Here is a 22,291-nt window from a genome sequence, read left to right on the forward strand (position 1 = left end):
ACCACGGCGCTTACTCGAACCTGTAGTTCGCGCCCACCACCTGCCCCACCTTGAGCATGTGCTCCACGCCCTGCACCACGATGCAGTTCATGCCGAAGGTGATGCCGCCGTCCACGCGCGCGTCGGCGCGGTAGGTGCGCAGCATGTCGCCCACCTCGGGGCTGCTGAGCGCGGTGGCCGGGTCGATGTCGGGAATGGGGCAGCGCGTGCAGGGCTTGACCGGGCGCAGCTCGGCTTCGCCCTCGCCGGTGGTGACGTGCAGCGCGTCGACCCGGTCTTCGTCGTGCGACTCGATGCCGGCCAGCACGATGTTCGGGCGGAAGCGCTCGATGCCGACCGGGCCGTGGCCGGCCGCCGCCAGACGCTCGTTGAGTTCGGCGATCGAGCCTTCGCTGGCCACCAGCAGCGGGAAGCCGTCGGCGAACTGGTTCAGCGCCTCGACGCCGTCGGTCCACTTCAGGCTCGACAGGCGCTGGTGCTCGGGGTCGAAGCGCACCAGGCGCAGCGTCTGCGGCTTGCCGGGCTCCGAGAGGAAATCGCTGAACCACTGGGCGGCGATGTCGCCCATGTCGTAGGCCGCGACTTCGTCCTTCCACACGCGCACGCGCACCGGCTGCTCGACGCGGTCGAAGGCCAGGTGCAGCGCCAGCATGCCGGGCGCGCGCAGCACGACCTCGGTGTGCTTCATCTGCGGCTGGACGAGCGCCATGCGCGGCAGTTGCCGCTGGGTAACGAACTCGCCCTGCGCATCGACCACCATCCAGGCGCGGTCGAACTCCAGGCCGGTTTCGGTGAGCAGCATCTCGTCGAGCTCGACGCCGGCGCACGACTTGACGGGGTACACGAACAGGCGGGCGATGGTGGCCTGGAGATCGAAAGCGGGCGGCTGCGACACGGTGGGGTTCCTTTGAAATCGCTGGCCATTCTCCCGCATGAACGGGTATCGGCGCCCGTGCGCGAGGCAACTCCTACAATCATCCGATGGCTCTTTCTCCCGAAGTTTGTATCCGCGGCGCCGGCATCGTCGGCCGCACGCTGGCGCTGCTGCTGGCGCGCGAACGCGTGCGTGTCGCGCTGGTGGTGCCGCCGGCCCCTGCGGGCAAGGAAGACATCCGGGCGTACGCGCTCAACGCGGCGTCCCGCACCATGCTCGAATCGCTGCGCGCCTGGCCCGACACGGCCCATGCCACGCCGGTGCACGAGATGCAGGTCCACGGCGACGACGGCGGCCGCGTGCAGTTCAGCGCCGCGCGCCAGAAGGTCGAGGCGCTGGCCTGGATCGTCGACGTGCCCGCGCTCGAACAGCAGCTGGCCGACGCGGTGCGCTTCCAGCCCCTGATCGACGTGGTGACCGAGCCCGTGGTCGCGCCGCTCACGGTGGTCTGCGAAGGCAAGGCCAGCGCCTCGCGCGCCGCGCTGGGCGTGAGCTACGAGGTCACGCGCTACCCGCAGCACGCCATTGCCGCGCGGCTCGAGGCCGCGCACACGCACGACGGCATCGCACGCCAGTGGTTCAACGACCGCGGCGAGGTGTTCGCCCTGCTGCCGCTGGGCGGCGTGCACGGCAAGACGCTGGCGCTGGTGTGGTCGGTCGACCAGCTGCGCGTGCCCGAGCTGGTCGCGCAAAGCGTCGACGAATTCAGCGCCGCCGTGAGCGAAGCCAGCCACGGCGAGCTGGGCTCGCTGCGGCTCACGAGCGAACGCGCCGTGTGGCCGCTGTCGCGCGCCATCGCCGACCGCTGGTCCGGCACGATGCCCGGCCAGCCCACCCAGTCCTGGGTGCTCGCGGGCGACGCCGCGCACACGGTGCATCCGCTGGCGGGCCAGGGCCTGAACCTCGGCCTGGCCGATGCGGCCGCGCTGGCCGACGTGATCCGCACCCGCGACTACTGGCGCAGCGTGGGCGACGCCCGGCTGCTGCGCCGCTACGAACGCGCCCGCCGCGCCGACGTGCTGCAGATGAGCCTGGCCACCGACGGATTGCAGCAACTTTTCTCGCACAACCTGGGTCCATTGCCTGCGTTGCGCAACTGGGGCATGCGCGGTTTCGACCGCACGCGCTTCGTGAAGCACTGGATCACCGCACAAGCCATGGGCCTGAAGTCCTGACGCCCCGCGCCCACCAGCCCTCCACCTTTTTCCCGAAACCTTCCCGATGACCTTCGTCCGCCACCTTCTCGTCGCCGCCTGCGCGCTGCTCACGCTCTCCACCGCCGGCGCGGGCGAGGCCGAGATCCGCAAGAACCTGCCGACGCACATCCCGCAGCTGCCGCCCATCGAGGAAGTCACCAAGACGCCCGTGCCGGGCCTGTACGAAGTGCGCGTCAACGGCAGCCAGATCCTGTACACCGACGAGCAAGGCGGCTACCTGCTGCAGGGCAGCCTGATCGACGCCAAGACCCGCCGCAACCTCACCGAGGAGCGCGTCGAGAAGCTCACCGCCGTCGCCTTCGACAAGCTGCCGCTGAAGGACGCGATCAAGATCGTGCGCGGCAACGGCAAGCGCAAGGTCGCGGTCTTCGAAGACCCGAACTGCGGCTACTGCAAGCGCTTCGAGAAGGACATGAAGAAGGTCGACAACGTGACTGTCTACATGTTCCTGTACCCCGTGCTCGGCCCCGATTCGACCGCCAAGTCGCGCGACATCTGGTGCAGCAAGGACCCGGGCAAGGCCTGGGCCGACTGGATGGAAGGCAACGTCAAGCCCGCCGCCGCAGCCACCAGCTGCAACGTGACGGCGCTGGAGCGCAACGTGGAGTTCGGCCGCAAGTACAACATCACCGGCACGCCCACGCTGATCTTCACCGACGGCAGCCGCGTCCCGGGCGCGATTCCCGCCGAGCAGGTCGAGAAGCAGCTCGCCGCCGCCAACTGATCCGATGGCGACGACCTCCGCTTCCCGGCGCGCAGCCGCGGCTGCAACCGCCACGCCCGCTGTGCATTGCCGCGTCGAGTGCGCCGACCTGCATGCGCGCCTGTTCGCAGTCACGCTGACCATCGCCGCGCCGGCCGCGCAGCAGCGCGTGGCGCTGCCGGTGTGGATTCCGGGCAGCTACCTCGTGCGCGAGTTCGCCAAGAACCTGCAGGGCCTGCGCGCCACGCAGGGCCGCCGCAAGCCGGTGCTGACGCAGCTGGACAAGTGCAGCTGGCAGATCGATTGCGTGCCGGGCCAACCGCTGGTGCTGCACTACCAGGTGTGCGCCTACGACAACTCGGTGCGCACCGCCTGGCTCGACGCCACGCGCGGCTTCTTCAACGGCACCAGCGTGTGCCTCCGCGTCGAAGGCCAGACCGAGGCGCCGCATGCGCTGGAGATCGTGCCGCCCACGCTGCCGGCCGACGCCGCGCGCTGGTCGTGCGCCACCGCGCTCGTGCCGACGAAGGCCGACAAGCACGGCTTCGGCAGCTACCGCGCCGCCGGGTACGACGAACTGGCCGACAGCCCGGTCGAGATGGGCGCCTTCTGGAGCGCCGAGTTCGACGCCTGCGGCGTGCCGCACCGCTTCGTGATCGCGGGCGCCGCGGCCTCGTTCGATGGCGATCGCCTCATTGCCGACACCAAGGCCATCTGCGAAGCCGAGATCCGCTTCTGGCACGGCGACAAGGCCGGAAAGCGCGGCGGCCCCAAGCTGCCGATCGACCGCTACGTGTTCATGCTCAATGCCGTGGACGACGGCTACGGCGGGCTCGAGCACCGCCATTCCACCGCGCTCATCTGCAACCGCCGCGACCTGCCGCTGCGCGGCGAAAAGAAGAAGCAGCCCGAGGGCTACACCACGCTGCTGGGCCTCATCAGCCACGAGTACTTCCACACCTGGAACGTCAAGCGCATGCGCCCGGCGGAGTTCGCCAGCTACGACTACAGCCGCGAGAACTACACGCAGCTGCTGTGGTTCTTCGAAGGCTTCACGAGCTACTACGACGACCTGCTGCTGCGCCGCGCCGGCCGCATCGACGACGCCGCGTACCTGCGCCTGCTCAACAAGACCATCAACCAGGTGCTGCAGACGCCCGGCCGGCTGGTGCAGCCGGTGGCCGACGCGAGCTTCGACGCCTGGGTCAAGTACTACCGCCAGGACGAACAGACGCCCAACAGCACCGTCAGCTACTACACCAAGGGTGCGCTGGTGGCGCTGTGCTTCGACCTCACGCTGCGCCAGGAAGGCAAGGGCACGCTCGACGACGTGATGCGCCACCTCTGGACGCACAGCAACGGCGGCCCGATCAGCGAGGCCGACATCGCCGCCGCGCTCGAAGCGGTGGGCGGGCGCTCGTACGCCCCGGAACTCGCACGCTGGGTGCATTCGACCGACGAACTCCCGCTGGCCGACCTGCTGCGCGCGCACGGCGTGGCCACGCTCGACGACCCCTCGCAACCCGCGCAGGCGCTCGGCCTGCGCGTGGCCGAGAGCGGCGGCAGCGTGCAGATCAAGGTGGTGCTGCGCGGCGGCGCCGCCGAAAAGGCCGGTTTCTCGGCCAACGACGAATGGATCGGCATCGAACTGCCGGCCGTCGGTGGTCGCAAGGGCGCGTCGCAACCCGCGCAGGCCTGGCGCCTCACCAAGCTCGACGACCTGGCGCTGTACCTTGGCGATGCCAGCAAGTGCACCGCCCTCGTCGCGCGCGACCGCCGGCTGCTGCGCCTGCCGCTCACGCTGCCGACGGGCTCGACCACATGGCGGCTGTTCTCGCACGACGCGGCCAAGATCACGGCCTGGCTCGCAGCCAAGCCGTAATTTCTTCTCAGGCCGAGTGATCGACGGCCGCCGCCAGCGGCGGCCGCACGAACAGCATCGGCTGCGGCTCGCCCACCAGCACGCAGGGCTTGCCGGTGCGGCGGCAGTGGTCCTGCACGCGCCAGTAGGCGCCGTGGCTCACGCAGCCGGTCTGGCAGATCACGAGGTCGGCGGCGCGCAAGCCCGCCTCGAGCGCCGCGGGGTCGTCGGCCTCGTCGCCGCCGTCGTGGTGCAGGTAATGGCCGCCGGCAATCTCCACGAGCTGGCGCGCCAGCGAAGGCGCCTCGGGCGTCGCTTCCGAACGGCCGACGCACAGCACCGACTTGGCCCGCAGGTCGGCCGGCACCTGCGGCCCCGGCGGCAAGGCATGGTGACGCCGGCCACCCGGCGCCAGCAGCGCATGCAGGCGCTGGGGCAAGGCGCTGCCCTTGGCGGCGCGCGCCGCCAGTTCCTCGCGCACGATGGCAATCGCCGAGTCGCGCGCCACCAGTGCACCGCGCAGCCGCACGATCTGCGCCTCGAGCCGCTCGACCCGGGCGGCCTGCTCCACCAGCAGGCGCGAGCAACGCTCCTGCACCCGGGCATAGGCCCGCAGCAACACGGCATGTTCTTGCATCGGGAAGTCCATGGCGGCCATTCTAGATGAGAACAATTCTCAAATGAAACGCCCGCGCGTCAGCGGGCCCGAAGCCTGGCTGGGTATAGTGGGACGCGTTTTTTTCCCCACCTCCCCCGGAGACAGCGACACCATGAGCTACGAAAACATCGACGTGCGGACCGAAGCAGGCAAGGTCGGCATCATCACCCTCAACCGTCCCAAGGCCCTCAATGCGCTGAACGACGCGCTGATGACAGAGCTGGGCCAGGCGCTCAAGGCCTTCGACGCCGACGACGCCATCGGCTGCATCATCCTCACGGGCAGCGAGCGCGCCTTCGCGGCCGGCGCCGACATCGCGGCGATGGCCAAGTACAGCTTCATCGACACCTACAAGGGCGACTACATCACGCGCAACTGGGAAACCATCCGCTCGATCCGCAAGCCGGTGATCGCGGCCGTGAGCGGCTTCGCACTGGGCGGCGGCTGCGAGCTGGCGATGATGTGCGACTTCATCATCGCGGCCGACAACGCCAAGTTCGGCCAGCCCGAGATCAAGATCGGCGTGATCCCCGGCGCCGGCGGCACGCAGCGCCTGCCGCGCGCGGTGGGCAAGAGCAAGGCCATGGACATGGCGCTCACCGCCCGCATGATGGACGCCGCCGAAGCCGAGCGCGCGGGCCTCGTGAGCCGCGTGGTGCCCTACGAGAAGCTGGCCGACGAAGCGCTGGGCGCCGCGCTGATCATTGCGGGCTTCTCGCAGATCGCCGTGATGGCGGCCAAGGAATCGGTCAACCGCGCCTTCGAGAGCGGCCTGAGCGACGGTGTGATGTTCGAACGCCGCCTGTTCCACGCGCTGTTCGCCACGCAGGACCAGAAGGAAGGCATGGACGCCTTCCTGGCCAAGCGCCAGCCGGATTTCAAGAACGCCTGATCCACCTGATCGTCGCGGGCCCGGCGACTGCGACAGTCGCCGTCAGCGGGCTCGCGACAGCGCCGTGCGCAGCGCCTCCAGCGCCTGCGCCGGCGGCGTGCCGATGGAGGCGGGGCCGCCCGGCTGCGGCGTCCACCGCACCTGGTCGCCCGCGATCTCGAGCACGGCCAGCAATACGCCGTCGCGCCGCAGTTCGATGCGCGCCTCGACCGGCGCACTCAATTCCCCGCCCGCCACGGTGGCCGCGCGTGCCACGGTGTTCACCAGTGCCGCGAGGCCTTCGGTGTCGCCGCGCGCCTGGCGCGTGGTGGCGCCGGCGCGCGTGATGTCGAGGGCGGTCCAGCGGTCCAATGCGGTGAAGCCGCCGGCCGCGACGGCCTTGGCGGCGGCCGACGCAGGGGCCGGCGCGGCTTGCACCGGTGCGGCCCGACGCTGCATGCCGGCGACATTCGCGCTGGCACCGCCTTGCGCGGCGAGCGATGGCGCCGTGTCTGCGGACTCGCGCTGCATCGGCGCTGGCGCTGCAGGCGCTGCAGGTGCTACGGCCGGCGCCGACGGTGCGGCTGCGTAGGGCATCGGACTCTGGCCGACATCGGCCATGGGCGGCGCGGCCGGCATGGGCGCAGATGCGATGGCCGGTGCGGCGGGTGCAGGCGCAGGCATGGGCGCCGGGGCTTGCACCACCGGGGCCGCGGGCGCTGCCTTTTCCATCGTCCGTGCTTCGTCCTTCTGGACCGACGCCGCAGCAGCAGGGGCTTCGCGCCGACGCGACGCTTCACGCGTTGTTTCCTGTACGTCGCGCTGCTTCAGGGTTTCCTTCGCATCGCGCGCCGCTTCGCTGCGCTGCGCAGCGGGCGGTGTCATGTCCGCCGTTGCGGACGGCTCGGCGGCAGGCGCAGGTGCTGCGGCCACTGCCGGCGCTTCGGCGGATTGCGCAGGCGGTGCCGACGCGGGCGCGGGCGCTCCGGCCACTTGCGCCTCGCCATCGAGCCGCGCGTCGGGCACCGGTTCGCGATGCCACAGCACGGTGACGAAAGTCGCCACGAGCACGGTCGCGAAGGCCGCATTCCAGGGCATGCGCGAGCGGGGGCTGCCGCCGCCGAACAGGCGGCGCCACCACGGCGCGGCCTGAACCGCAGGGCCGGCCGCCGGCGCGGAGGCCGCGGCGAGGTTGTGCGCCATCTTCAGGATCGCCTCGCGCGTGTGGGCCGCGGGCACGGCGTCGCGATCGGGCGCGTGGTCCAGCGCGCGACGCAGCCGCGCGTCGTGCAGGTCGTCGTCGTCCATGCCGGTGCTCATGCCCGCTGCTCCAGCACCGACAGGTAGCGTTCCATGCAGCCGCGCAGCTTCTGCAGCCCGTAGCGCAGACGGCTGCGCACGGTCTCGAAGCCGATCTCCAGCCGGGCCGCAAGCGCGTCGACGGTGAGGCCGTCTTCATGGTGCAAGAGAAAAGCGGCGCGTTGCTCGGCCGGCAGTTCGTCGAGACAGGTCAGCAGCCGACGGCCGGCGGCGCGCCAGAACGCCAGCTCTTCGGCCGACGGATGCGCCGACAAGTCGGTGGCCCCGTGCACGCCGCGGTCAAGCGCGGGCACGGCGTCGCCATCGTCGTCGGTCGCATGGCCATCGAGCGTCACCTCGCGCCCGCTCACGCGCAGGCGGTCCATCGCGAGGTTGTGCGCGATGGTGAAGGCCCAGGTGCGCCAGGTAGCGCCCTGCGGCGAGAAGCTGTCGCGCGCCGAGATGATCCGCACCCAGGTGTCCTGGAACACCTCGTCGGCCTGCGCGGCCAGCCGCGCGCCGAGCAGGCGCTTGACGAAGCGGAACAGGCCGCCTTCGTGGCGCGCATAAAGCACGTCGAAGGCGGCGGCGTCGCCGTGGGCGTAGGCCAGCATCAACTGATCGTCGGGCATGGCGTCGCGCTCGGTGGCGGTGCGGGCAGCAGCAGAAGGGGCGCGTGGCAGCGCAGACATCGCAGGATTGTCACCCGAGCTTGTACGGCGCACGGAGGCGATCGGGGTTAGGTCGAAACGCGATCCGACGCATTCGATCGCAGAAAAATCGACCTGAAAACGCCGGGAGTTGAACTGGGCCCAAAGCCTGGGCTATAATTTTGGGCTCGGTGCTGAATTGCACTGACGGCTCTTTAGCTCAGTCGGTTAGAGCGATGGAATCATAATCCACAGGTCCGCGGTTCGAGTCCGTGAAGAGCCACCAACACAGCCTCCCCGCCCCGGCGGAATGGCTCAAAAAGCCCTAAGTTTTCAACGACTTAGGGCTTTTTTCGTTCAGGCCTGCAATGGGGTCTCGCCCACCGGCACCCGGTCCAGCCGGAACGCCTCGGGCTCGCAGTGCACCAGGCGCCAGCCGTGGGCGCCGTGCAGCTGCAGTTCGTCCATCACGTCCGTCAGGGTGCCGATGAGTTCGTTGCCCCAGAACCTGCGCGCGCCGCGCACGGGGTTGAGCATCTGCCGCAGCCGCGGAATCGACAGCACGCGTTCGGCGTTGAAGAAGAACTCCAGCGCGAGGTCGAAGGTGACCGGGTCGACGCGCTGCGTGCGGCCCGCGAAGCTCACGCTGCGGTCCATCGGCTGGAAGCTGTAGGCGCCCCACACGAGCGGCGTTGGCATCGCGCACGCCAGGCCGCGCGTTCGGAGCGACAGCAGGATGGTGCGGTAGAAGTCGTCGAACGCCGGTGCCGCTACGGGCGGGCGCCCCCGCAGGTGCCGCGTGGGCGCGGGCGCCTCCTGCGCCAGTGGAACGATCTTCGTCCCCATCAACGACAGCACGTCCGGCGCCTCTTCGCTCGCCGCCTCGGGCACGTCGGCCAGGAACAGCAGGTTCAGGCGGTCGCCCAGCGTCGCCAGTTCGTCGATGCTGGTGAACACCAGTGGCGCCACGCCCAGCGCGCGCAGCACGCGCCGCGCGTACTCGCGCTCGCGCAGCGCATGGCCGAGCACGCCGATGCGGCGGGCGGGGCGCGCCAGGGGCTCCGAGGGTGCGGCGAAGAAGCGGCTCATGCGCGAGCGGCCTCGCGGTTCGCCGTGGCGCCAACGGCTGCAGGGCAATGCTTTCGGGGGCTCGGGCCGCGGTTCGCGACCCCGGTGATCAGGACCGGCATGGGTGCTCGAAATTCTCAAAAGAATGAATGAAGCCGCGTCCGCTGCGCCCGCGCTTCATGCCGCATGCGATGCGGCACAAGGCAGCGGGCCCACTGAGGCAACCCGGCGCTCACCCATCCTAGGAAGGCCCGCCCGGCCCGTACATAGGACTGTTCCGAAAAGCCGCGCCTTTCGCGCGCCTCAGAGCACCTTTGCGCCGCGCAGCCAGTCCAGCAGCATGGCCGAGTCGGCGCGCATGCGCAGGTCGGCCTTCGTCTTCTTCGTTGCCATGTGATTCCTAGTGCTTGCTGAATGAAAAACGGGACCGCAGCGGCACGCGCACGCGCGGCGCCAGCTCATACGGTTTGTTGACCGATGACTTTAGGAAGACGGTCCCGTTCCATCCATCGGACGAGTCCGAAAGCGGGTGCGACAAACATAGGCACAGGGCGAAACTGTGAACAAAGCCCCCAGGAGTTCGTACAAAGCACAAGGCCCTCGCGAGTCAGCGACTCGCAAGGGCCTTGAAGAAGACAGCGCCGCAGCGCGAAGCGGTCAGCGTCCGAGGTCTTTGGCGGACACGCCGCCGATGCCCCAGTTTTCCTTGGGCATGTCGTGCAGCCACACGCGCACGTTCTCCTTCGGCGCGTCGACGGCCTCGACGATGGCGCGGGTCACTTTCTCGATCAGCGCGCGCTTCTGTTCTTCGGTGCGGCCTTCGATGAGGTAGATCTGTGCAAAGGGCATTCGTGTACTCCGGTTCAGTAGTTCAGTGCTTGATGCAGATCAGACGAAGCGCAGGCCCACGCTGCCCATGCCCTGCACCTTCAGCGTGACGGCATCGCCGGCCTGCACGGCCACGGCCTCGGTGATGCCGCCCGACAGGATCAGCGTGCCCGCCGGAATCTCCTCGCCGCGCGCGCCCAGGTGGTTGGCCAGCATCGCAATCGCCGCGGCCGGGTGGCCGAGCACCGCGGCGCCCGCGCCGAAGGCCACGGGCTGGCCGTTCTTCTCGAGCACGATGCCCACGGTGCGCAGGTCGACCTCGCTCGCGGGCACGGCGCGCCCGCCCACCACGAAGCGCGAGGCGGAGGTGTTGTCGGCCACCACGCTCTTCAAGTCGAACTTGAAGTCGCGGTAGCGGCTGTCGATCACCTCGATGCCCGGCAGCACGAAGTCGGTGGCCGCGAGCACGGCGCCGATGTGGCAGCCCGGGCCGCTGAGCGCGCGCTTGGTGACGAACGCGATCTCGGGCTCGACCTTCGGGTGGATGAGCTCGCTCACCTTGCATTCGCCGCCTTCGGGCAACGCGTAGTTGTCGGCCATGAAGCCGAAGACCGGCGTGGTCACGCCCATCTGCTTCATCTTGGCGTGCGAGGTGAGCCCGGCCTTCAGCCCGATGATGCGGTGGCCGCGCGCGAGCTTGCGGCGGCGGATCTCGTTCTGGATGGCGTAGGCGTCGTCCCAGTCCATGTCGGGATGTTCGTCGGTGATCTTGGGCGTGTCGCGCGCTTCCAGTTCGCAGGTCTCCAGGTGCTCGGCGAGCGCGGCGATGGTGTTCTTGTCGAGCTTCATGCCGCGACTCCTTCCTGTTGCTGCTGCACGGCCTGACGCGCGCGGGCCAGCGTGATGGCCGTGTCCTCGATCATGTCTTCCTGCCCGCCGACCATGCCGCGCCGCCCCAGCTCCACCAGGATCTCGCGCGCGGGCACGCCGTACTTCTTCTCGGCGCGCTTGGCGAACAGAAGGAAGCTCGAGTACACGCCCGCATAGCCCAGCGTGAGCGAGTCGCGGTCGACGCGGATCATGTGGTCCATGATCGGCACCACACGGTCCTCGGCCACGTCCTGGATGCGGAACACATCGACACCGGTCTCGATGCCCATGCGGTCGCACACCGCCACGAACACCTCCATCGGCGTGTTGCCCGCGCCCGCGCCCAGGCCTGCGGCGGCAGCGTCGATGCGGTTGGCACCGGCGGCGACGGCTGCGACCGAGTTGGCCACGCCCATCGCGAGGTTGTGGTGGCCGTGAAAGCCCAGCTCGGTGTCGGCCTGGAGCGCCGCGCGCACCGCGCCGATGCGCGCCGTGACGTCGTCCGGCAGCATGTGGCCCGCCGAGTCGGTCACGTAGATGCAGTTGGCGCCGTAGCCTTCCATGAGCAATGCCTGGTGCACCAGCGTCTCGGGCGAGGCCATGTGGGCCATCATGAGAAAGCCCACCGTGTCCATGCCGAGCCGGCGCGCCATGGTGATGTGCTGCTCGGACACGTCGGCCTCGGTGCAGTGCGTGGCCACGCGCACGGTGTGCACGCCCAGGCCGTGCGCCATGCGCAGGTGGTCCACGGTGCCGATGCCCGGAATCAGCAGCGCCGACACCTTGGCCTGCTTCATCAGCGGGATCACGGCGCCCAGGTACGCCTCGTCGGAATGCGCGGGAAAGCCGTAGTTGACCGAGCTGCCGCCCAGGCCGTCGCCGTGCGTCACTTCGATCAGCGGCACGCCCGCTTCGTCGAGCCCGCTGGCGATGTGCATCATCTGTTCGAGCGTCATCAGGTGGCGCTTGGGGTGCATGCCGTCGCGCAGCGTCATGTCGTGCAGGGTGACGCGACGGCCCTTCAGATTCGTGTTCGTCGTGGTGGTCATGGGGGTGCTCCTAGGCCACGGCGGGCTCGGGTTGCGGGAGGCTGGCGAGCATCGCTTCGGCGAACATTTCGGCCGTGCGCGCCGCGGCGGCTGTCATGATGTCGAGGTTGCCGGCGTACTTGGGCAGGTAGTCGCCCAGGCCCTCGACCTCCAGGTAGATCGACACGCGGTGGCCGTCGAACACCGGTCCGTTCACGAGCTTGTAGCCCGGCACGTACTTGCGCACCTCGGCGATCATTTCGTGCACCGAGGCCGTGATGCGCGCCTCGTCGGGTGGGCCTTCGGTGAGGCAATGCACCGTGTCGCGCATGATCAGCGGCGGCTCGGCCGGGTTGACGATGATGATCGCCTTGCCCTTGGCCGCGCCACCCACGCGCTCGACCGCACCGGCCGTGGTGCGCGTGAACTCGTCGATGTTCTTGCGCGTGCCCGGGCCGACCGAACGGCTCGACACGGTGGCCACGATCTCGCCGTAGGCCACCGGCTGCACGCGCGACACGGCCGCCACCATCGGGATGGTGGCCTGCCCGCCGCAGGTGACCATGTTGACGTTGGCCGGCCGCGCGCCACCCGCCATGAGCAGGCTCTTGAGGTTGACCGGCGGCACGCAGAACGGGCCGATGGCCGCGGGCGTGAGGTCGATCATGAGCACACCGAGTGCGTTGAGCTTGGCGCTGTTCTCGGCGTGCACGTAGGCGCTGGTGGCGTCGAACGCGATCTGCACGCCGTCGGCCTGCACATGTGGCAGCAGGCCGTCCACGCCCTCGGCCGTGGTCTTCAGGCCCATCTCGCGGGCGCGCTTCAGGCCGTCGGACTCGGGGTCGATGCCCACCATCCACACGGGTTCGAGCACCGGGCTGCGCTGCAGCTTGGCGAGCAGGTCGGTGCCGATGTTGCCGGGGCCGATCAGCGCGCACTTGATCTTCGTTGGGGTCGTCATGGGGTTGTCTCCTTCAGTGGAAGCGCACCGAGCAGCCGCCGAGGCCGCCGATCGAGACGCGGAAGTTGTCGCCGGCCTTGGCGGGGAACATCGCGGCGAGCGCGCCCGACAGAATCACCTCGCCCGCCTTGAGCCCGATGCCCAGCGCACCGAGCGTGTTGGCCAGCCACGCGACCGCGTTCACCGGCGAGCCGAGCGCAGCGGCGCCCGCGCCGGTGGCGATGATTTCGCCGTTCTTCTCCAGCACCATGCCGCAGGTCGCCAGGTCGATGCGGCGCGGATCGACCGCGTGGTCGCCGAGCACGAACACGCCGCACGAGGCGTTGTCGGCCACGGTGTCGGCGATCTGGATCTTCCAGTCGCGGATGCGCGAGTCGACGATCTCGAAGCAGGGCATCACGCACTCGGTGGCAGCCAGCACGTCGGCGTTGCCAATGCCGGGGCCCATGAGGTCGCGCTTGAGCAGGAAGGCGATCTCGCCCTCGGCCTTGGGCTGGATGAGCGTGGTGCTGTCGATCGACTCGCCCTCGCCGACGACCATGCCGTCGAGCAGGTAGCCGAAGTCGGGCTGGAACACGCCCAGCATGTTCATCACGGCGCGCGAGGTGACGCCGATCTTCTTGCCGACGACGCGCTCGCCGGCGTCGAGGCGGCGCGCGATCATGCGCTGCTGGATGCCGTAGGCGTCGGCGATGGTGATGCCTGCGTGCCGGCTGGTGAGCGGCTCCACGACGCTGCGCTCGCGCAGCGCGTCGTAGAGCTCGTCGCCGAGCCGCTGGATGAGGGTGGGGTCCATGGTGGGTTCTGTCCTTTGCTCTGTCTCGGGTGAATCAATCAATCGGTCGATCGGCTTCGTCCAGGAAGTCGCCGACCAGGCGGGCGAAGCGCGCGCTGTGCTCGATCTGCGTCCAGTGGCCGCAGCGGCCGAACACATGCAGCTGGCTGCGGGGAATCCACTGGCTCAGCGTGAGCGAGGTGGCCAGCGGGATCACCTGGTCTTCGCGGCCGTGGATCAGCAGCGTCTCGTGCGGCAGTGCACGAATGTCGGCTTCCGGGCTCGCCATGGCATCGACCCAGCGCTGGCGCGGCGCCGGGAACATCGCGCCGAAGGTCTCCTGGAAACCGGGCCGCATGCTGGCCTCGTAGCGCAGCTGCGCGAGCTCGTCGGTGACGAGGGCGCGGTCGAACGCGAACACGTCCATGATCCGGCGCATGTTCGCGAACGAGGGCGTGTAGCCCCACACCGCGTCGAGCCCCGGCGTGATCGCGAAGGGCACGCCCACGCTGCCCATGAGCACCAGCCGGCGCACGCGGTGCGGCGCGCGGATGGCCAGGGCCAATGCCAGCGCACCGCCGAAGGAGTTGCCCACCACGTCGGCGCGTTCGATGTCGAGCGCGTCGAGCAGGTCGAGCGCCTGCTGCACCCACGCGTCCATGGTGTAGGCCGCGCCGGGCACGCGCTCGGTGAAGCCGAAGCCGGCCATGTCGGGCGCGATCACGCGGCGCGTTTGCGCGAGCACCGGCAGCACCAGCCGCCAGTTGGCCCACGCACTCACGCCCGGGCCCGAGCCGTGGATGAAGAGCACCGGCGCGCCCTCGCCCAGGTCGTGGACGTTGGTGTGGAAGGCACCCGTGCGGATGCTGTTCGCGATTTCGGGGTTGCTCACCGCGGGGCCCTCACAGCTTGATGCAGACGTTGCGAAGTTCTGTGTAGAACTCCAGCGAGTGCACGCCACCTTCCCGGCCGATGCCCGACGACTTGGCACCGCCGAACGCGGTGCGCAAATCGCGCAGGAACCAGCTGTTGACCCAGCAGATGCCGACCTGCACCTGTTTGGCCACGCGGTGGGCGCGGCCCAGGTTCTCGGTCCACACGGTGGTCGCCAGGCCGTAGTCGGTGGCGTTGGCCAGCGCAATGGCTTCTTCCTCGGTGTCGAAGGGCGCGATGTGGCAGCAGGGGCCGAAGATTTCCTCGCGGATCACCGAGGCCGTCTCGGGCAGGCCGGTCCAGATGGTGGGCTGCACCCAGTGGCCCTCGGCCAGCGCGCCGGGCATCGAGGGCACGCCGCCGCCGGTGACGACGGTGGCGCCTTCCTTCACGGCCTTCGCGTAGTACGACAGCACCTTCTGCTGGTGCTCGCGCGAGATCAGCGGGCCGATGCCCACGCCGGCTTCTTCCGACGGGCCCGGCTTGAGCGCCTCGGCCTTGGCCTTGAGCGCCGCGACGAAGCGGTCGAAGATCGGCCGCTGCACGTAGACGCGCTCGGTGCCCAGGCAGACCTGGCCGCAGTTCTCGAAGGCCGAGCGCGTGATGCCGGCCACGGCCTTGTCGAAATCGGCGTCGGCGAACACGATGCCGGCGTTCTTGCCACCGAGTTCGAAGGACACGGGCCGCACGCCCTTGGCGGCCGCGCCCATGATGGCCTCGCCGGTGCGCGTCTCGCCCGTGAAGGTGATGCCGTCCACGCCCGGGTGCGTGGTGAGGAATTCGCCGGCCGAGTCGGGCCCGAAGCCATGCACCACGTTGTAGACGCCCGGCGGGATGCCGACCGCGTTCATCACCTCGCCCAGCAGCGTGGCGGTGGCCGGCGTTTCTTCCGAGGGCTTGACCACCACCGTGTTGCCGCAGGCCAGCGCGGGCCCGACCTTCCAGGTCATGAGCAGCAGCGGCAGGTTCCACGGGCACACGACGCCGATCACGCCCAGCGGCGAGCGCACCGCGTAGTTCAGCGCCTGCCCACCGTCAGGCGTGGTCATCTCGAAGCTCTCGGTGGGCACGTTCTTCACGATGTCGGCAAACACCTTGAAGTTGGCCGCGCCGCGCGGGATGTCGACGTGCGAGGCCAGCGCGTGCGGCTTGCCGGTGTCGGCCATCTCGGCCGCCAGGAAGTCGTCGAAGCGCCGGTTGATCTCGTCGGCCACGGCGTGCAGCAGCTCCGTGCGGCGCGCGACGCTCATGCGGCCCCACTCGCCGTTCAGTGCCGCACGTGCGGCGCGCACGGCCGCATCGACCTCGCTGCGGCCGGCCTCGTGCACCTTGCCGATGACGCGGTTGTCCACCGGCGCGCGGTTGTCGAAGGTCTTCGTCGTGGCGACGAACTCGCCGCCAATGAAGTTCATGAACTGTTTCATCGCACCGTCTCCTTCAGGTCACCACGCTCAGGAAGTTCTCGTTGAGCTTGCGGTCGTGATAGAAGATCGCGCGCCCGAGTTCGTCGTCGGTCCACACCAGCGGCGGCTTGTCGGGGTAGAAGATGTAGCCGCCCGAGAACACCTCGTTGCGGTTGCCGCTCGGGTCGAAGAAGTAGATGGTTTCGCCGCGCGTGATGCCGTGGCGCGTGGGGCCGATGTCCAGCGACACGCGCTTCTTGGTGATGATGTCGGCCGCCTTGAGCACCTCGCCCCAGTTGTCGAGCAGGAACGAGGCGTGGTGGAACTTGTTCCTCTCGGGATGGCGGATGAACGCGATGTCGTGCGGCTTGGTCGAGCAGGTGAGGAAGGCCGCGATGTACATGCGCTCGGGGCCGGCCACCACGCTCTCGGCGAGCTGGAAGCCCAGCACCTCGGTGAACAGCTTCATGGTGCCGTCGAGGTCGTCGCCATACAGCAGGCAGTGGTCGAAGCGCGAAGGCGCCATGCCCTTGAGGTCGTCGGGGTAGACCTCGGGGTTTTCATACGGCATGCCGTTGCCGACTTTTTCTTTCTCGGCGAAGAGCTCGATGGCATGGCCGGTGGGCACGGTGAAGCGAAAGCGTTGGCCGGTGCGCAGGTGCTCGCCGGCTTCGATCCACTGCATGTCGGTGGCCAGGCCGCTGGCCTTCAGGTCGGCGGCGAGTTGGTCGAGCGTGGCGGGCGAGTCGACGCGAAAGCCCATGAAGTCCATGCCGGCCTCGTCGGCTTCGCGCAGCACGACGCTGTGGTGGTCGTGCTCGTCCCAGGCCTTGAGGTAGATGCGGCCCTGCGCATCGCGCCCGGTTTCGATCAGGCCCAGCACGTCGCGGTAGTGCGTGAGGGCGGCCCCGAGGTCGAGCACGCGCAGTTGCACGTGTCCGGGGCGAATGACGCCAGTGAGTGCCATGGAAGTCTCCTTTGGTGGGTGAGGGAAAGGTTCAGGTGGGGGAACGGGGAACGGCGGGCTGCGACGCGGCCAGGCGCCGCTCGATGCAGCGCGCCAGCCTCTCGACGGCGCGCAGGGCCAGGTCGCTCTGCGGGTACGCGCGGCAGGCCAGCACGTAGCCCTGGGCTTCTTCTTCGGCGCTGACGTGGCAGCGGCTCATGCGCTCGCGGCGCACGGCGCCCGACTCGATGCGCACCTTGCACACACCGCAGCCGCCGCCGCGGCAGCCGACCGGGATGCCCTTGCGGCCGAGCTGCTCCATGCCGCCGAGCAGGGTCTGGTCGGCGCGGCACACGTAGTGCTCACTGGTGTTGCCGATGGCGACGGAAAAGCGCATGACCGAGTTCACGTCACAGTGCCTTGAACAGCGGGCTGCGCGGCGCGGCAGAAGCGGCATCGGCGGCGGTGAAGAATTTCTCGGTGTAGATGTCGCGCTCGAACAGGCGCCCCTGCATCAGCGTGGCGATGCAGGCCTCGGTCATCGGCGGCGGTCCGCACAGGTAGGCCTTGTGGCCGCGGAAGTCGTTCGCGAAGTGGGCCTTCAGCGCCTCGTGCGCAAAGCCGCGCGCCCCATGCCAGTCGCTGTCGGCCGGCAGGTCGGACAGCACGGGCACGTAGGTGAAGTTGGGGTGCCGCTCGGCGAGCTGCTCGAAGAGCGCGCGGTAGTACAGCTCCTCGGTGTTGCGCGCGCCCTGCACCAGCGTGATCGGCAAGGTGCAGCCTTCGGCCAGCAGGTCGAGCACCATCGACTTCGGACTCGACAGGCCCGAGCCGCCGGCCACGAAGATCATCGGCAGGCCGGCCGACTTGCGCACGAAGAAGCGGCCGTTGGGTGCGGTGAAGCGCAGCCGCTGGCCCACCTGCAGTTCGTCGTGCAGCCAGCCCGTGGCTCGGCCGTTGGGCACGCGGCGGATGTGCAGCTCGACGAGGTGGTCGTCGGGTGCGTTGGCGATCGAGAAGGCGCGTGCGCCCTCCACGCCCGGCACGTGCAGCATCACGTACTGGCCGGCCTGGAACGGCGCCGGCCGGTCGGTGCGCAGCCACAGGCCGCGGATGGTGGGCGTGAGCATGCGGGCCTCGACCAGCTCGGCGTCGAAGTCTTCCAGAGGCAGGAACTGCGCGTCGGGGTCTTCGTCGATCTCGGCCTCGATGACCAGGTCGGCCTGCGCCATCGCGCAGCACGCGAGGATCTTGCCGTCGTCGCGCTCGAAGTCCATGAGCGCGAAGTTGGACGCGTCGCCATGCTCGCACTCGCCTTCGAGCACCTGCACCTTGCAGGTGCCGCACACGCCGTGGCCGCAGGCGTGCGGCAGCCACACGCCGGCGCGCAGGCAGGCGTCGAGCACGGTCTGTCCGTCGCGCGCCGCCACGGCCTGGCCGAGCGGCTCGATCATGATCTGGAAGCTCATGGCAAGGCCCTCCGGTACTCAGCTGAACGAGCCGCCGATGCCCGTGAGCCCGGGCGTGCGAAAGCGCAGCGCCGACTTGTGGACCAGGCCGTTGTCGGCCAGCGACTTCGCCGCGTCGGGCGCGAAGGGCTTGCCGGAGTCGAACCATTCGACCTTCGACCAGTCGACCTTTTCGAAGTCGGGGTGGCTGCCGTACACGCCGGGCAGCACGTCGCTGACGAGCGCGCCGAAGGGCATGGCCGCGGGCAGCGGCAGGCACACGGGGGCACAGAAGAGCAGGTGGTCTTCCCAGCCGATGTAGAGCAGGCGGTTGCCGTGGAAGCGGTCTTCGCTGTCCATGACGGTGCCGGTGTAGCCGGGGGCGAGTGCAACAACAGACATGTCGGTCTCCTTGTTTCGGGGTGAGCGCCGCCCACGCCGTGCGTGGGGCACGGCGGGAGCGCGGGGGTCGATGAGGGGTGGTGGGGCCTGGGTGCTCAGGCCACCTTGGGCTCGGCCGCCGACAGGTCCTGCCCTGTCCAGCGTTCCCAGTTGGCCTTGTCGGGCGAGGTGTTGAACTCGCCGTTGTCGGCGCCGACGTTGATGTGGTAGTAGTCCAGCACGGCCGCCAGCGGGTTGAAGCCTTCCACCGTCGGGTCGGTGCCCTCGGGGAAGCAGTTGCCCTGGTAGATCTGGTGCACCGGCAGCCAGGCCTGCACGTACTTCTCGGGCTCGCCGTCGAACACGTCCTTGCAGCCGTCGGAGCAGAAGTGGTACTTCATGCCGTGGTAGCTGCTCTCGCGGTAGCAGATCTTGGTGGGATCGTCGGGCTCGGTGAAGGCCATCGGGATCTGGCAGGTCTGGCACAGCATGGGCAGCGTGTTGTTGAACCAGCGCTTGCCCTGCTTCTCCTGCTCGGCCAGCCACTCGAAGCGCGGGCGATACAGGCTGTCGAAGGTCTCGGGGTACTTCTCGGCCAGCCAGGTCATCTCGTCGGGCTTGGGTGCCCAGACGTTGAAGTTGGCGGCGTGGCCGTAGTTGTTGAAGATGGCCCAGGCCTCGTGCGAGATGCGGCTCTTTTCCTTCGAGGCGACCTCGTGGTACTTGGGCATGCGGATGCCGTAGCGCGCGAGGTCTTCGAACAGCGCGCCGCCGTTCTTCTCGAAGTACATCTCCCAGGCCTCGGACCAGCTCATGACGCGCTTGGGCAGCATGTAGTCCATCATCATCGCGACCAGCGTGAGCAGGCGGTAGCCGCGCCAGAACCACTTGTCGACCCACTTCTGCACGATGGGCACGTTGTCCGGGTCCTGCTCGAGGATGAACTTCACCACCTCCAGGCCCAGCGTCATGTGGCGCGACTCGTCGCTCTGCGCCGAGAAGCCGAAGGTGACGGTGGCCATGTCGCCGTTGTAGGCGGCGCCGCTCATGAAAGGCATGAACAGCAGGTTGGTCAGCACGTACTCGAAGGAGAACGAGATGGCGGTGATGAACTCGAAGGGCCCCGCGCTCATCGCGTCCTCGAAGTAGCTCTTGGGCACCGACAGGTACCACACGCGGTCGTGCATGTGCTGCGGGTCGTGCAGGCCGTGGAAGTACTTGTTGAAGTGACTGATGGTGTGGAACTGCGTCTGCGCATGGCGCAGCTCGTCGATCGACTGCATCTGGCAGGCCACGCGCGCGCCCACGCCGCGCAGCGAACGCCCGGCCATGGCATAGCCGCGGTGCGCCGCGTACTCCAGCGGCGAGACGCCGGTGAGGAACAGCTTGAGCGTGTTCAGGTAGCGCGGGTCGCTGATGTTGAACTGGCCGTTGTTCTGCTGGAACGCATCGATGATCGCGTAGAGCTTCTTTTCCTTCTCGCCCTGGAACTTCCAGTAGGCGTCCATCGTGAGGCGGAACGGGTCTTCCCACTGATCCCAGTCGTGGATCTTGATGCCCTCGAACTTGTCGAAGGGAAACACGTCGTCCATCGACTGGTAGGTGGTCTCCCAGCCGAGGCCGCGCGTCATCATGGCGTAGCGTTCCTTCAGGCCGAGGCGCGGGGTCGTGGAGGTCTTTGCTGCTGCTTGGGTGGTCATGGCGTTGTCCTTGGTCGTGATCCGGTGAGGCCTGTGCTCAGGCGCCCCAATGGAGGGTGAATTCGTCGTCGGTCTCTTCGATGCTTCCGGACAGCGAGATCAGGCTCAGGTGCAGTTCCTGCAGGTCCCAGCGGCGCCCGACCAGGGCTTCGACGCTCTCGCGGCGGATCACGAGGCGGCCGGGCGCATCGATCTTCACCATCGCGGGGTACTCGGTGACGGTGGCCCCGGGGTTGTCGGCCACGATGGCCTCGACGATGGCGCGCGCGGCCTCGCCGGTCTGCAGCGCGATGAAGACGGGCGGTCGGGACACTTCGGCGGTGGCGGTGGTCATGGGAGGGTCTCCTTGGTTCGATCGATTCGGTCGTCAGGCGGCGGCGCCCGTGCGCACCAGCCGGGCCACGCGCGCATCGAGCGCGGCGTGCAGCGTCTTGAGCACCTCGGCGCCCTGCGCACCGAGCGCAAGCGCGGCCAGCGGCGCCAGCGCCTGCACGGCCTGGTCACGCCAGCTCGCGTACCACTGCGCGAGCAGCTCGGCGTTGGCGGGCGACTCGTCGGCGGCGGTCTTCAGCGTGGCGTCGACCCAGCGCACGTTCTCGTCGAACCACTCGTTCATGAACTCGGTCAGCATCGCCAGCGCGTTGCCGGTGGCGGCGCTGTGCGCGTTCACGTAGTGGCGGTAGACCAGCGGGTACAGCAGGCCGTCGAGCACGAGGTTCTGCGCCACGAACACCTCGAACCAGTCCTTGGTGACGAAGAGGTTTTCCATCAGGCGGCGCACGCCCTGCCAGGCCGGGTGCGCGAGCCAGGCCTCTTTGCCGGCGTCCAGCGCGCGGCCCGAGTTGGCGTCGATCTGCAGGCCGACGCGCGAGAGGTACTGCGCGATGCCCAGGCGGTCCATGGCCGCGTAGATGAAGGGCTGCGTGATGGCCGTGCCGTAGCCATAGCCGCAGCAGTAGCTGTGGTTCATGTTGGCGCCCCACTCGTAGTGGCGCAGCGGCACCAGCACCTGCTGCAGCGACTCGCGCACGCCCGCATCGGCCTGGGCCAGCAGCTGGCGCTTCTCGGCGAACTCGAACTGGCGGTCGGCGCCTTCCCCCTGGCGCGCGCGGGTCATGGTGTACACGCCGTAGTAGTAGTGGCGCGGGTCCTTGAAGCTGTACCAGTCGGCCATCACGAGCGCCGTGCGGCGCTTGTCGTACAGCGCATGCTGCGGGTCCCACAGCGGCCGGTAGTGGAAGTTGGCGGTGGGCTGCATGTCCAGCGTGGCCTCCTGGTAGCGCGAGGCCGGCTTGTCGCCGAGCCGCCGCGCCACATGCGAGAAGGTCTGGCGGATCGGCCGGATGTCCGAGGTCTTGATGTCGACTTGCACGGGGTGTCTCCTTGGTTGTCGCGGGAAAAAAATGCGGGGTCGTCAGTGGTCGATGCCGGGTGCGCCGAAGCGCCACTTCATGCGCTCGAAGTCCAGCCGCGCGCCCTCTTCGGTGCTCAGGTGGCGCACCGCGTGGCGCGCGCAGAACTCGCGGAACTGGTCGAACTGCAGCACCAGCTCCACGGCCAGTTCGGGGTCGCCGATGGCGAACTCGAACTCCACGAAGCGGGCGTTGCGCGTGCCGGTGACGCGCACGAAACACGGCTGGCCGGTCATCTGTCCGGCGCTGCCGCTGCGGGGGTCGGGCTGCATCGAGGGCATCACTTGTTCAATCCATCAACAGGTGGACGGCACCAGCGCCGCCCGGCCTGATAAGGGCAACGGA

The 22,291-nt window shown here is 68.9% G+C and carries 24 protein-coding genes and 1 tRNA gene; 5 read left to right on the top strand and 20 right to left on the bottom strand.

What is annotated here, in order from left to right:
• Positions 1-10 precede the first annotated feature (10 nt).
• Complete coding sequence (locus ACAM42_RS28465; protein WP_369630154.1) at positions 11-895, bottom strand: MOSC domain-containing protein; 885 nt, start codon at positions 893-895, stop codon at positions 11-13.
• Between the two features lie 86 nt (positions 896-981).
• Here ACAM42_RS28465 and ACAM42_RS28470 point away from each other — a divergent pair, with 86 nt between their 5' ends.
• The 3 genes from ACAM42_RS28470 to ACAM42_RS28480 are packed head-to-tail and all read left to right on the top strand — an operon-like array spanning position 982 to position 4,736.
• A complete protein-coding gene (locus ACAM42_RS28470) occupies positions 982-2,109 on the top strand; it encodes an FAD-dependent monooxygenase (protein ID WP_369630155.1) in 1,128 nt (375 codons plus the stop codon).
• 46 nt (positions 2,110-2,155) lie between these two features.
• Positions 2,156-2,875, top strand: a complete 720-nt coding sequence (locus tag ACAM42_RS28475) for a DsbC family protein (protein ID WP_070062774.1) — start codon at positions 2,156-2,158, stop codon at positions 2,873-2,875.
• 4 nt (positions 2,876-2,879) lie between these two features.
• The gene (locus tag ACAM42_RS28480) at positions 2,880-4,736 is read left to right on the top strand and encodes a M61 family metallopeptidase (protein ID WP_369630156.1); all 1,857 of its coding nucleotides are present in this window, start codon (positions 2,880-2,882) and stop codon (positions 4,734-4,736) included.
• A gap of 7 nt (positions 4,737-4,743) precedes the next feature.
• Here ACAM42_RS28480 and ACAM42_RS28485 read toward each other — a convergent pair whose 3' ends face one another.
• The gene (locus tag ACAM42_RS28485) at positions 4,744-5,373 is read right to left on the bottom strand and encodes a DUF2325 domain-containing protein (protein ID WP_369630157.1); all 630 of its coding nucleotides are present in this window, start codon (positions 5,371-5,373) and stop codon (positions 4,744-4,746) included.
• Between the two features lie 112 nt (positions 5,374-5,485).
• Here ACAM42_RS28485 and ACAM42_RS28490 point away from each other — a divergent pair, with 112 nt between their 5' ends.
• On the top strand, positions 5,486-6,265 hold the full coding sequence (locus tag ACAM42_RS28490) for an enoyl-CoA hydratase (protein ID WP_159272885.1): 780 nt from the start codon (positions 5,486-5,488) through the stop codon (positions 6,263-6,265).
• A 42-nt stretch (positions 6,266-6,307) separates the two neighbouring features.
• Here ACAM42_RS28490 and ACAM42_RS28495 read toward each other — a convergent pair whose 3' ends face one another.
• Both ACAM42_RS28495 and ACAM42_RS28500 read right to left on the bottom strand, forming a co-directional pair.
• The gene (locus tag ACAM42_RS28495; protein ID WP_369630158.1) at positions 6,308-7,564 is read right to left on the bottom strand and encodes a hypothetical protein; all 1,257 of its coding nucleotides are present in this window, start codon (positions 7,562-7,564) and stop codon (positions 6,308-6,310) included.
• Positions 7,561-8,235 carry a sigma-70 family RNA polymerase sigma factor gene (locus tag ACAM42_RS28500; RefSeq protein ID WP_095948024.1) on the bottom strand — a complete coding sequence of 225 codons (675 nt, stop codon included), beginning with the start codon at positions 8,233-8,235 and terminating at the stop codon, positions 7,561-7,563. The genes ACAM42_RS28495 and ACAM42_RS28500 overlap by 4 nt, the downstream gene beginning before the upstream one ends.
• Positions 8,236-8,402: 167 nt before the next feature.
• On the opposite strand from ACAM42_RS28500, the gene ACAM42_RS28505 reads away from it, so the two are divergent.
• A tRNA-Met gene (locus ACAM42_RS28505) sits at positions 8,403-8,479 on the top strand.
• A 71-nt stretch (positions 8,480-8,550) separates the two neighbouring features.
• On the opposite strand, the gene ACAM42_RS28510 is transcribed toward ACAM42_RS28505, so the two are convergent.
• The 16 genes from ACAM42_RS28510 to ACAM42_RS28585 form a co-directional block, all read right to left on the bottom strand.
• Positions 8,551-9,282: a hypothetical protein gene (locus ACAM42_RS28510; RefSeq protein WP_369630159.1), complete on the bottom strand. Its 732-nt coding sequence runs from the start codon at positions 9,280-9,282 to the stop codon at positions 8,551-8,553.
• Positions 9,283-9,918: 636 nt separating this feature from the next.
• The gene (locus ACAM42_RS28515) at positions 9,919-10,110 is read right to left on the bottom strand and encodes a 2-hydroxymuconate tautomerase (RefSeq protein WP_062475127.1); all 192 of its coding nucleotides are present in this window, start codon (positions 10,108-10,110) and stop codon (positions 9,919-9,921) included.
• 39 nt (positions 10,111-10,149) lie between these two features.
• The gene (gene dmpH / locus ACAM42_RS28520) at positions 10,150-10,938 is read right to left on the bottom strand and encodes a 2-oxo-3-hexenedioate decarboxylase (RefSeq protein WP_369630160.1); all 789 of its coding nucleotides are present in this window, start codon (positions 10,936-10,938) and stop codon (positions 10,150-10,152) included.
• A complete protein-coding gene (dmpG, locus tag ACAM42_RS28525) occupies positions 10,935-12,008 on the bottom strand; it encodes a 4-hydroxy-2-oxovalerate aldolase (protein WP_369630161.1) in 1,074 nt (357 codons plus the stop codon). The genes dmpH and dmpG overlap by 4 nt, the downstream gene beginning before the upstream one ends.
• 10 nt (positions 12,009-12,018) lie before the next feature.
• Positions 12,019-12,948 carry an acetaldehyde dehydrogenase (acetylating) gene (locus tag ACAM42_RS28530; RefSeq protein ID WP_159279339.1) on the bottom strand — a complete coding sequence of 310 codons (930 nt, stop codon included), beginning with the start codon at positions 12,946-12,948 and terminating at the stop codon, positions 12,019-12,021.
• A 13-nt stretch (positions 12,949-12,961) separates the two neighbouring features.
• Positions 12,962-13,744, bottom strand: a complete 783-nt coding sequence (dmpE, locus tag ACAM42_RS28535) for a 2-oxopent-4-enoate hydratase (RefSeq protein ID WP_369630162.1) — start codon at positions 13,742-13,744, stop codon at positions 12,962-12,964.
• Between the two features lie 34 nt (positions 13,745-13,778).
• On the bottom strand, positions 13,779-14,615 hold the full coding sequence (locus tag ACAM42_RS28540; RefSeq protein ID WP_369630163.1) for an alpha/beta fold hydrolase: 837 nt from the start codon (positions 14,613-14,615) through the stop codon (positions 13,779-13,781).
• A 10-nt stretch (positions 14,616-14,625) separates the two neighbouring features.
• Positions 14,626-16,080, bottom strand: a complete 1,455-nt coding sequence (locus tag ACAM42_RS28545) for a 2-hydroxymuconic semialdehyde dehydrogenase (RefSeq protein ID WP_369630164.1) — start codon at positions 16,078-16,080, stop codon at positions 14,626-14,628.
• 13 nt (positions 16,081-16,093) lie between these two features.
• Complete coding sequence (locus ACAM42_RS28550) at positions 16,094-17,026, bottom strand: catechol 2,3-dioxygenase (protein ID WP_369630165.1); 933 nt, start codon at positions 17,024-17,026, stop codon at positions 16,094-16,096.
• Between the two features lie 31 nt (positions 17,027-17,057).
• A complete protein-coding gene (locus ACAM42_RS28555) occupies positions 17,058-17,402 on the bottom strand; it encodes a 2Fe-2S iron-sulfur cluster binding domain-containing protein (RefSeq protein WP_369630166.1) in 345 nt (114 codons plus the stop codon).
• Positions 17,403-17,415: 13 nt separating this feature from the next.
• A complete protein-coding gene (locus ACAM42_RS28560) occupies positions 17,416-18,474 on the bottom strand; it encodes an NADH:ubiquinone reductase (Na(+)-transporting) subunit F (protein ID WP_369630167.1) in 1,059 nt (352 codons plus the stop codon).
• An 18-nt stretch (positions 18,475-18,492) separates the two neighbouring features.
• Positions 18,493-18,855, bottom strand: coding sequence for a phenol hydroxylase subunit P4 (locus ACAM42_RS28565; RefSeq protein ID WP_159272872.1), 363 nt, complete (start codon positions 18,853-18,855; stop codon positions 18,493-18,495).
• A 95-nt stretch (positions 18,856-18,950) separates the two neighbouring features.
• Complete coding sequence (locus ACAM42_RS28570; RefSeq protein ID WP_369630168.1) at positions 18,951-20,534, bottom strand: aromatic/alkene/methane monooxygenase hydroxylase/oxygenase subunit alpha; 1,584 nt, start codon at positions 20,532-20,534, stop codon at positions 18,951-18,953.
• A 37-nt stretch (positions 20,535-20,571) separates the two neighbouring features.
• Positions 20,572-20,868, bottom strand: a complete 297-nt coding sequence (locus ACAM42_RS28575; RefSeq protein ID WP_174250302.1) for an MmoB/DmpM family protein — start codon at positions 20,866-20,868, stop codon at positions 20,572-20,574.
• 33 nt (positions 20,869-20,901) lie between these two features.
• Entirely contained in the window at positions 20,902-21,906 is a 1,005-nt protein-coding gene (locus tag ACAM42_RS28580) for an aromatic/alkene monooxygenase hydroxylase subunit beta (protein WP_095746811.1), read from the bottom strand.
• A 42-nt stretch (positions 21,907-21,948) separates the two neighbouring features.
• Positions 21,949-22,218, bottom strand: a complete 270-nt coding sequence (locus ACAM42_RS28585; protein ID WP_083259316.1) for a phenol hydroxylase subunit — start codon at positions 22,216-22,218, stop codon at positions 21,949-21,951.
• Positions 22,219-22,291: the final 73 nt, after the last annotated feature.

The organism is Variovorax sp. V35 (assembly GCF_041154465.1).
Taxonomy (GTDB): Bacteria; Pseudomonadota; Gammaproteobacteria; order Burkholderiales; family Burkholderiaceae_C; genus Variovorax; species Variovorax boronicumulans.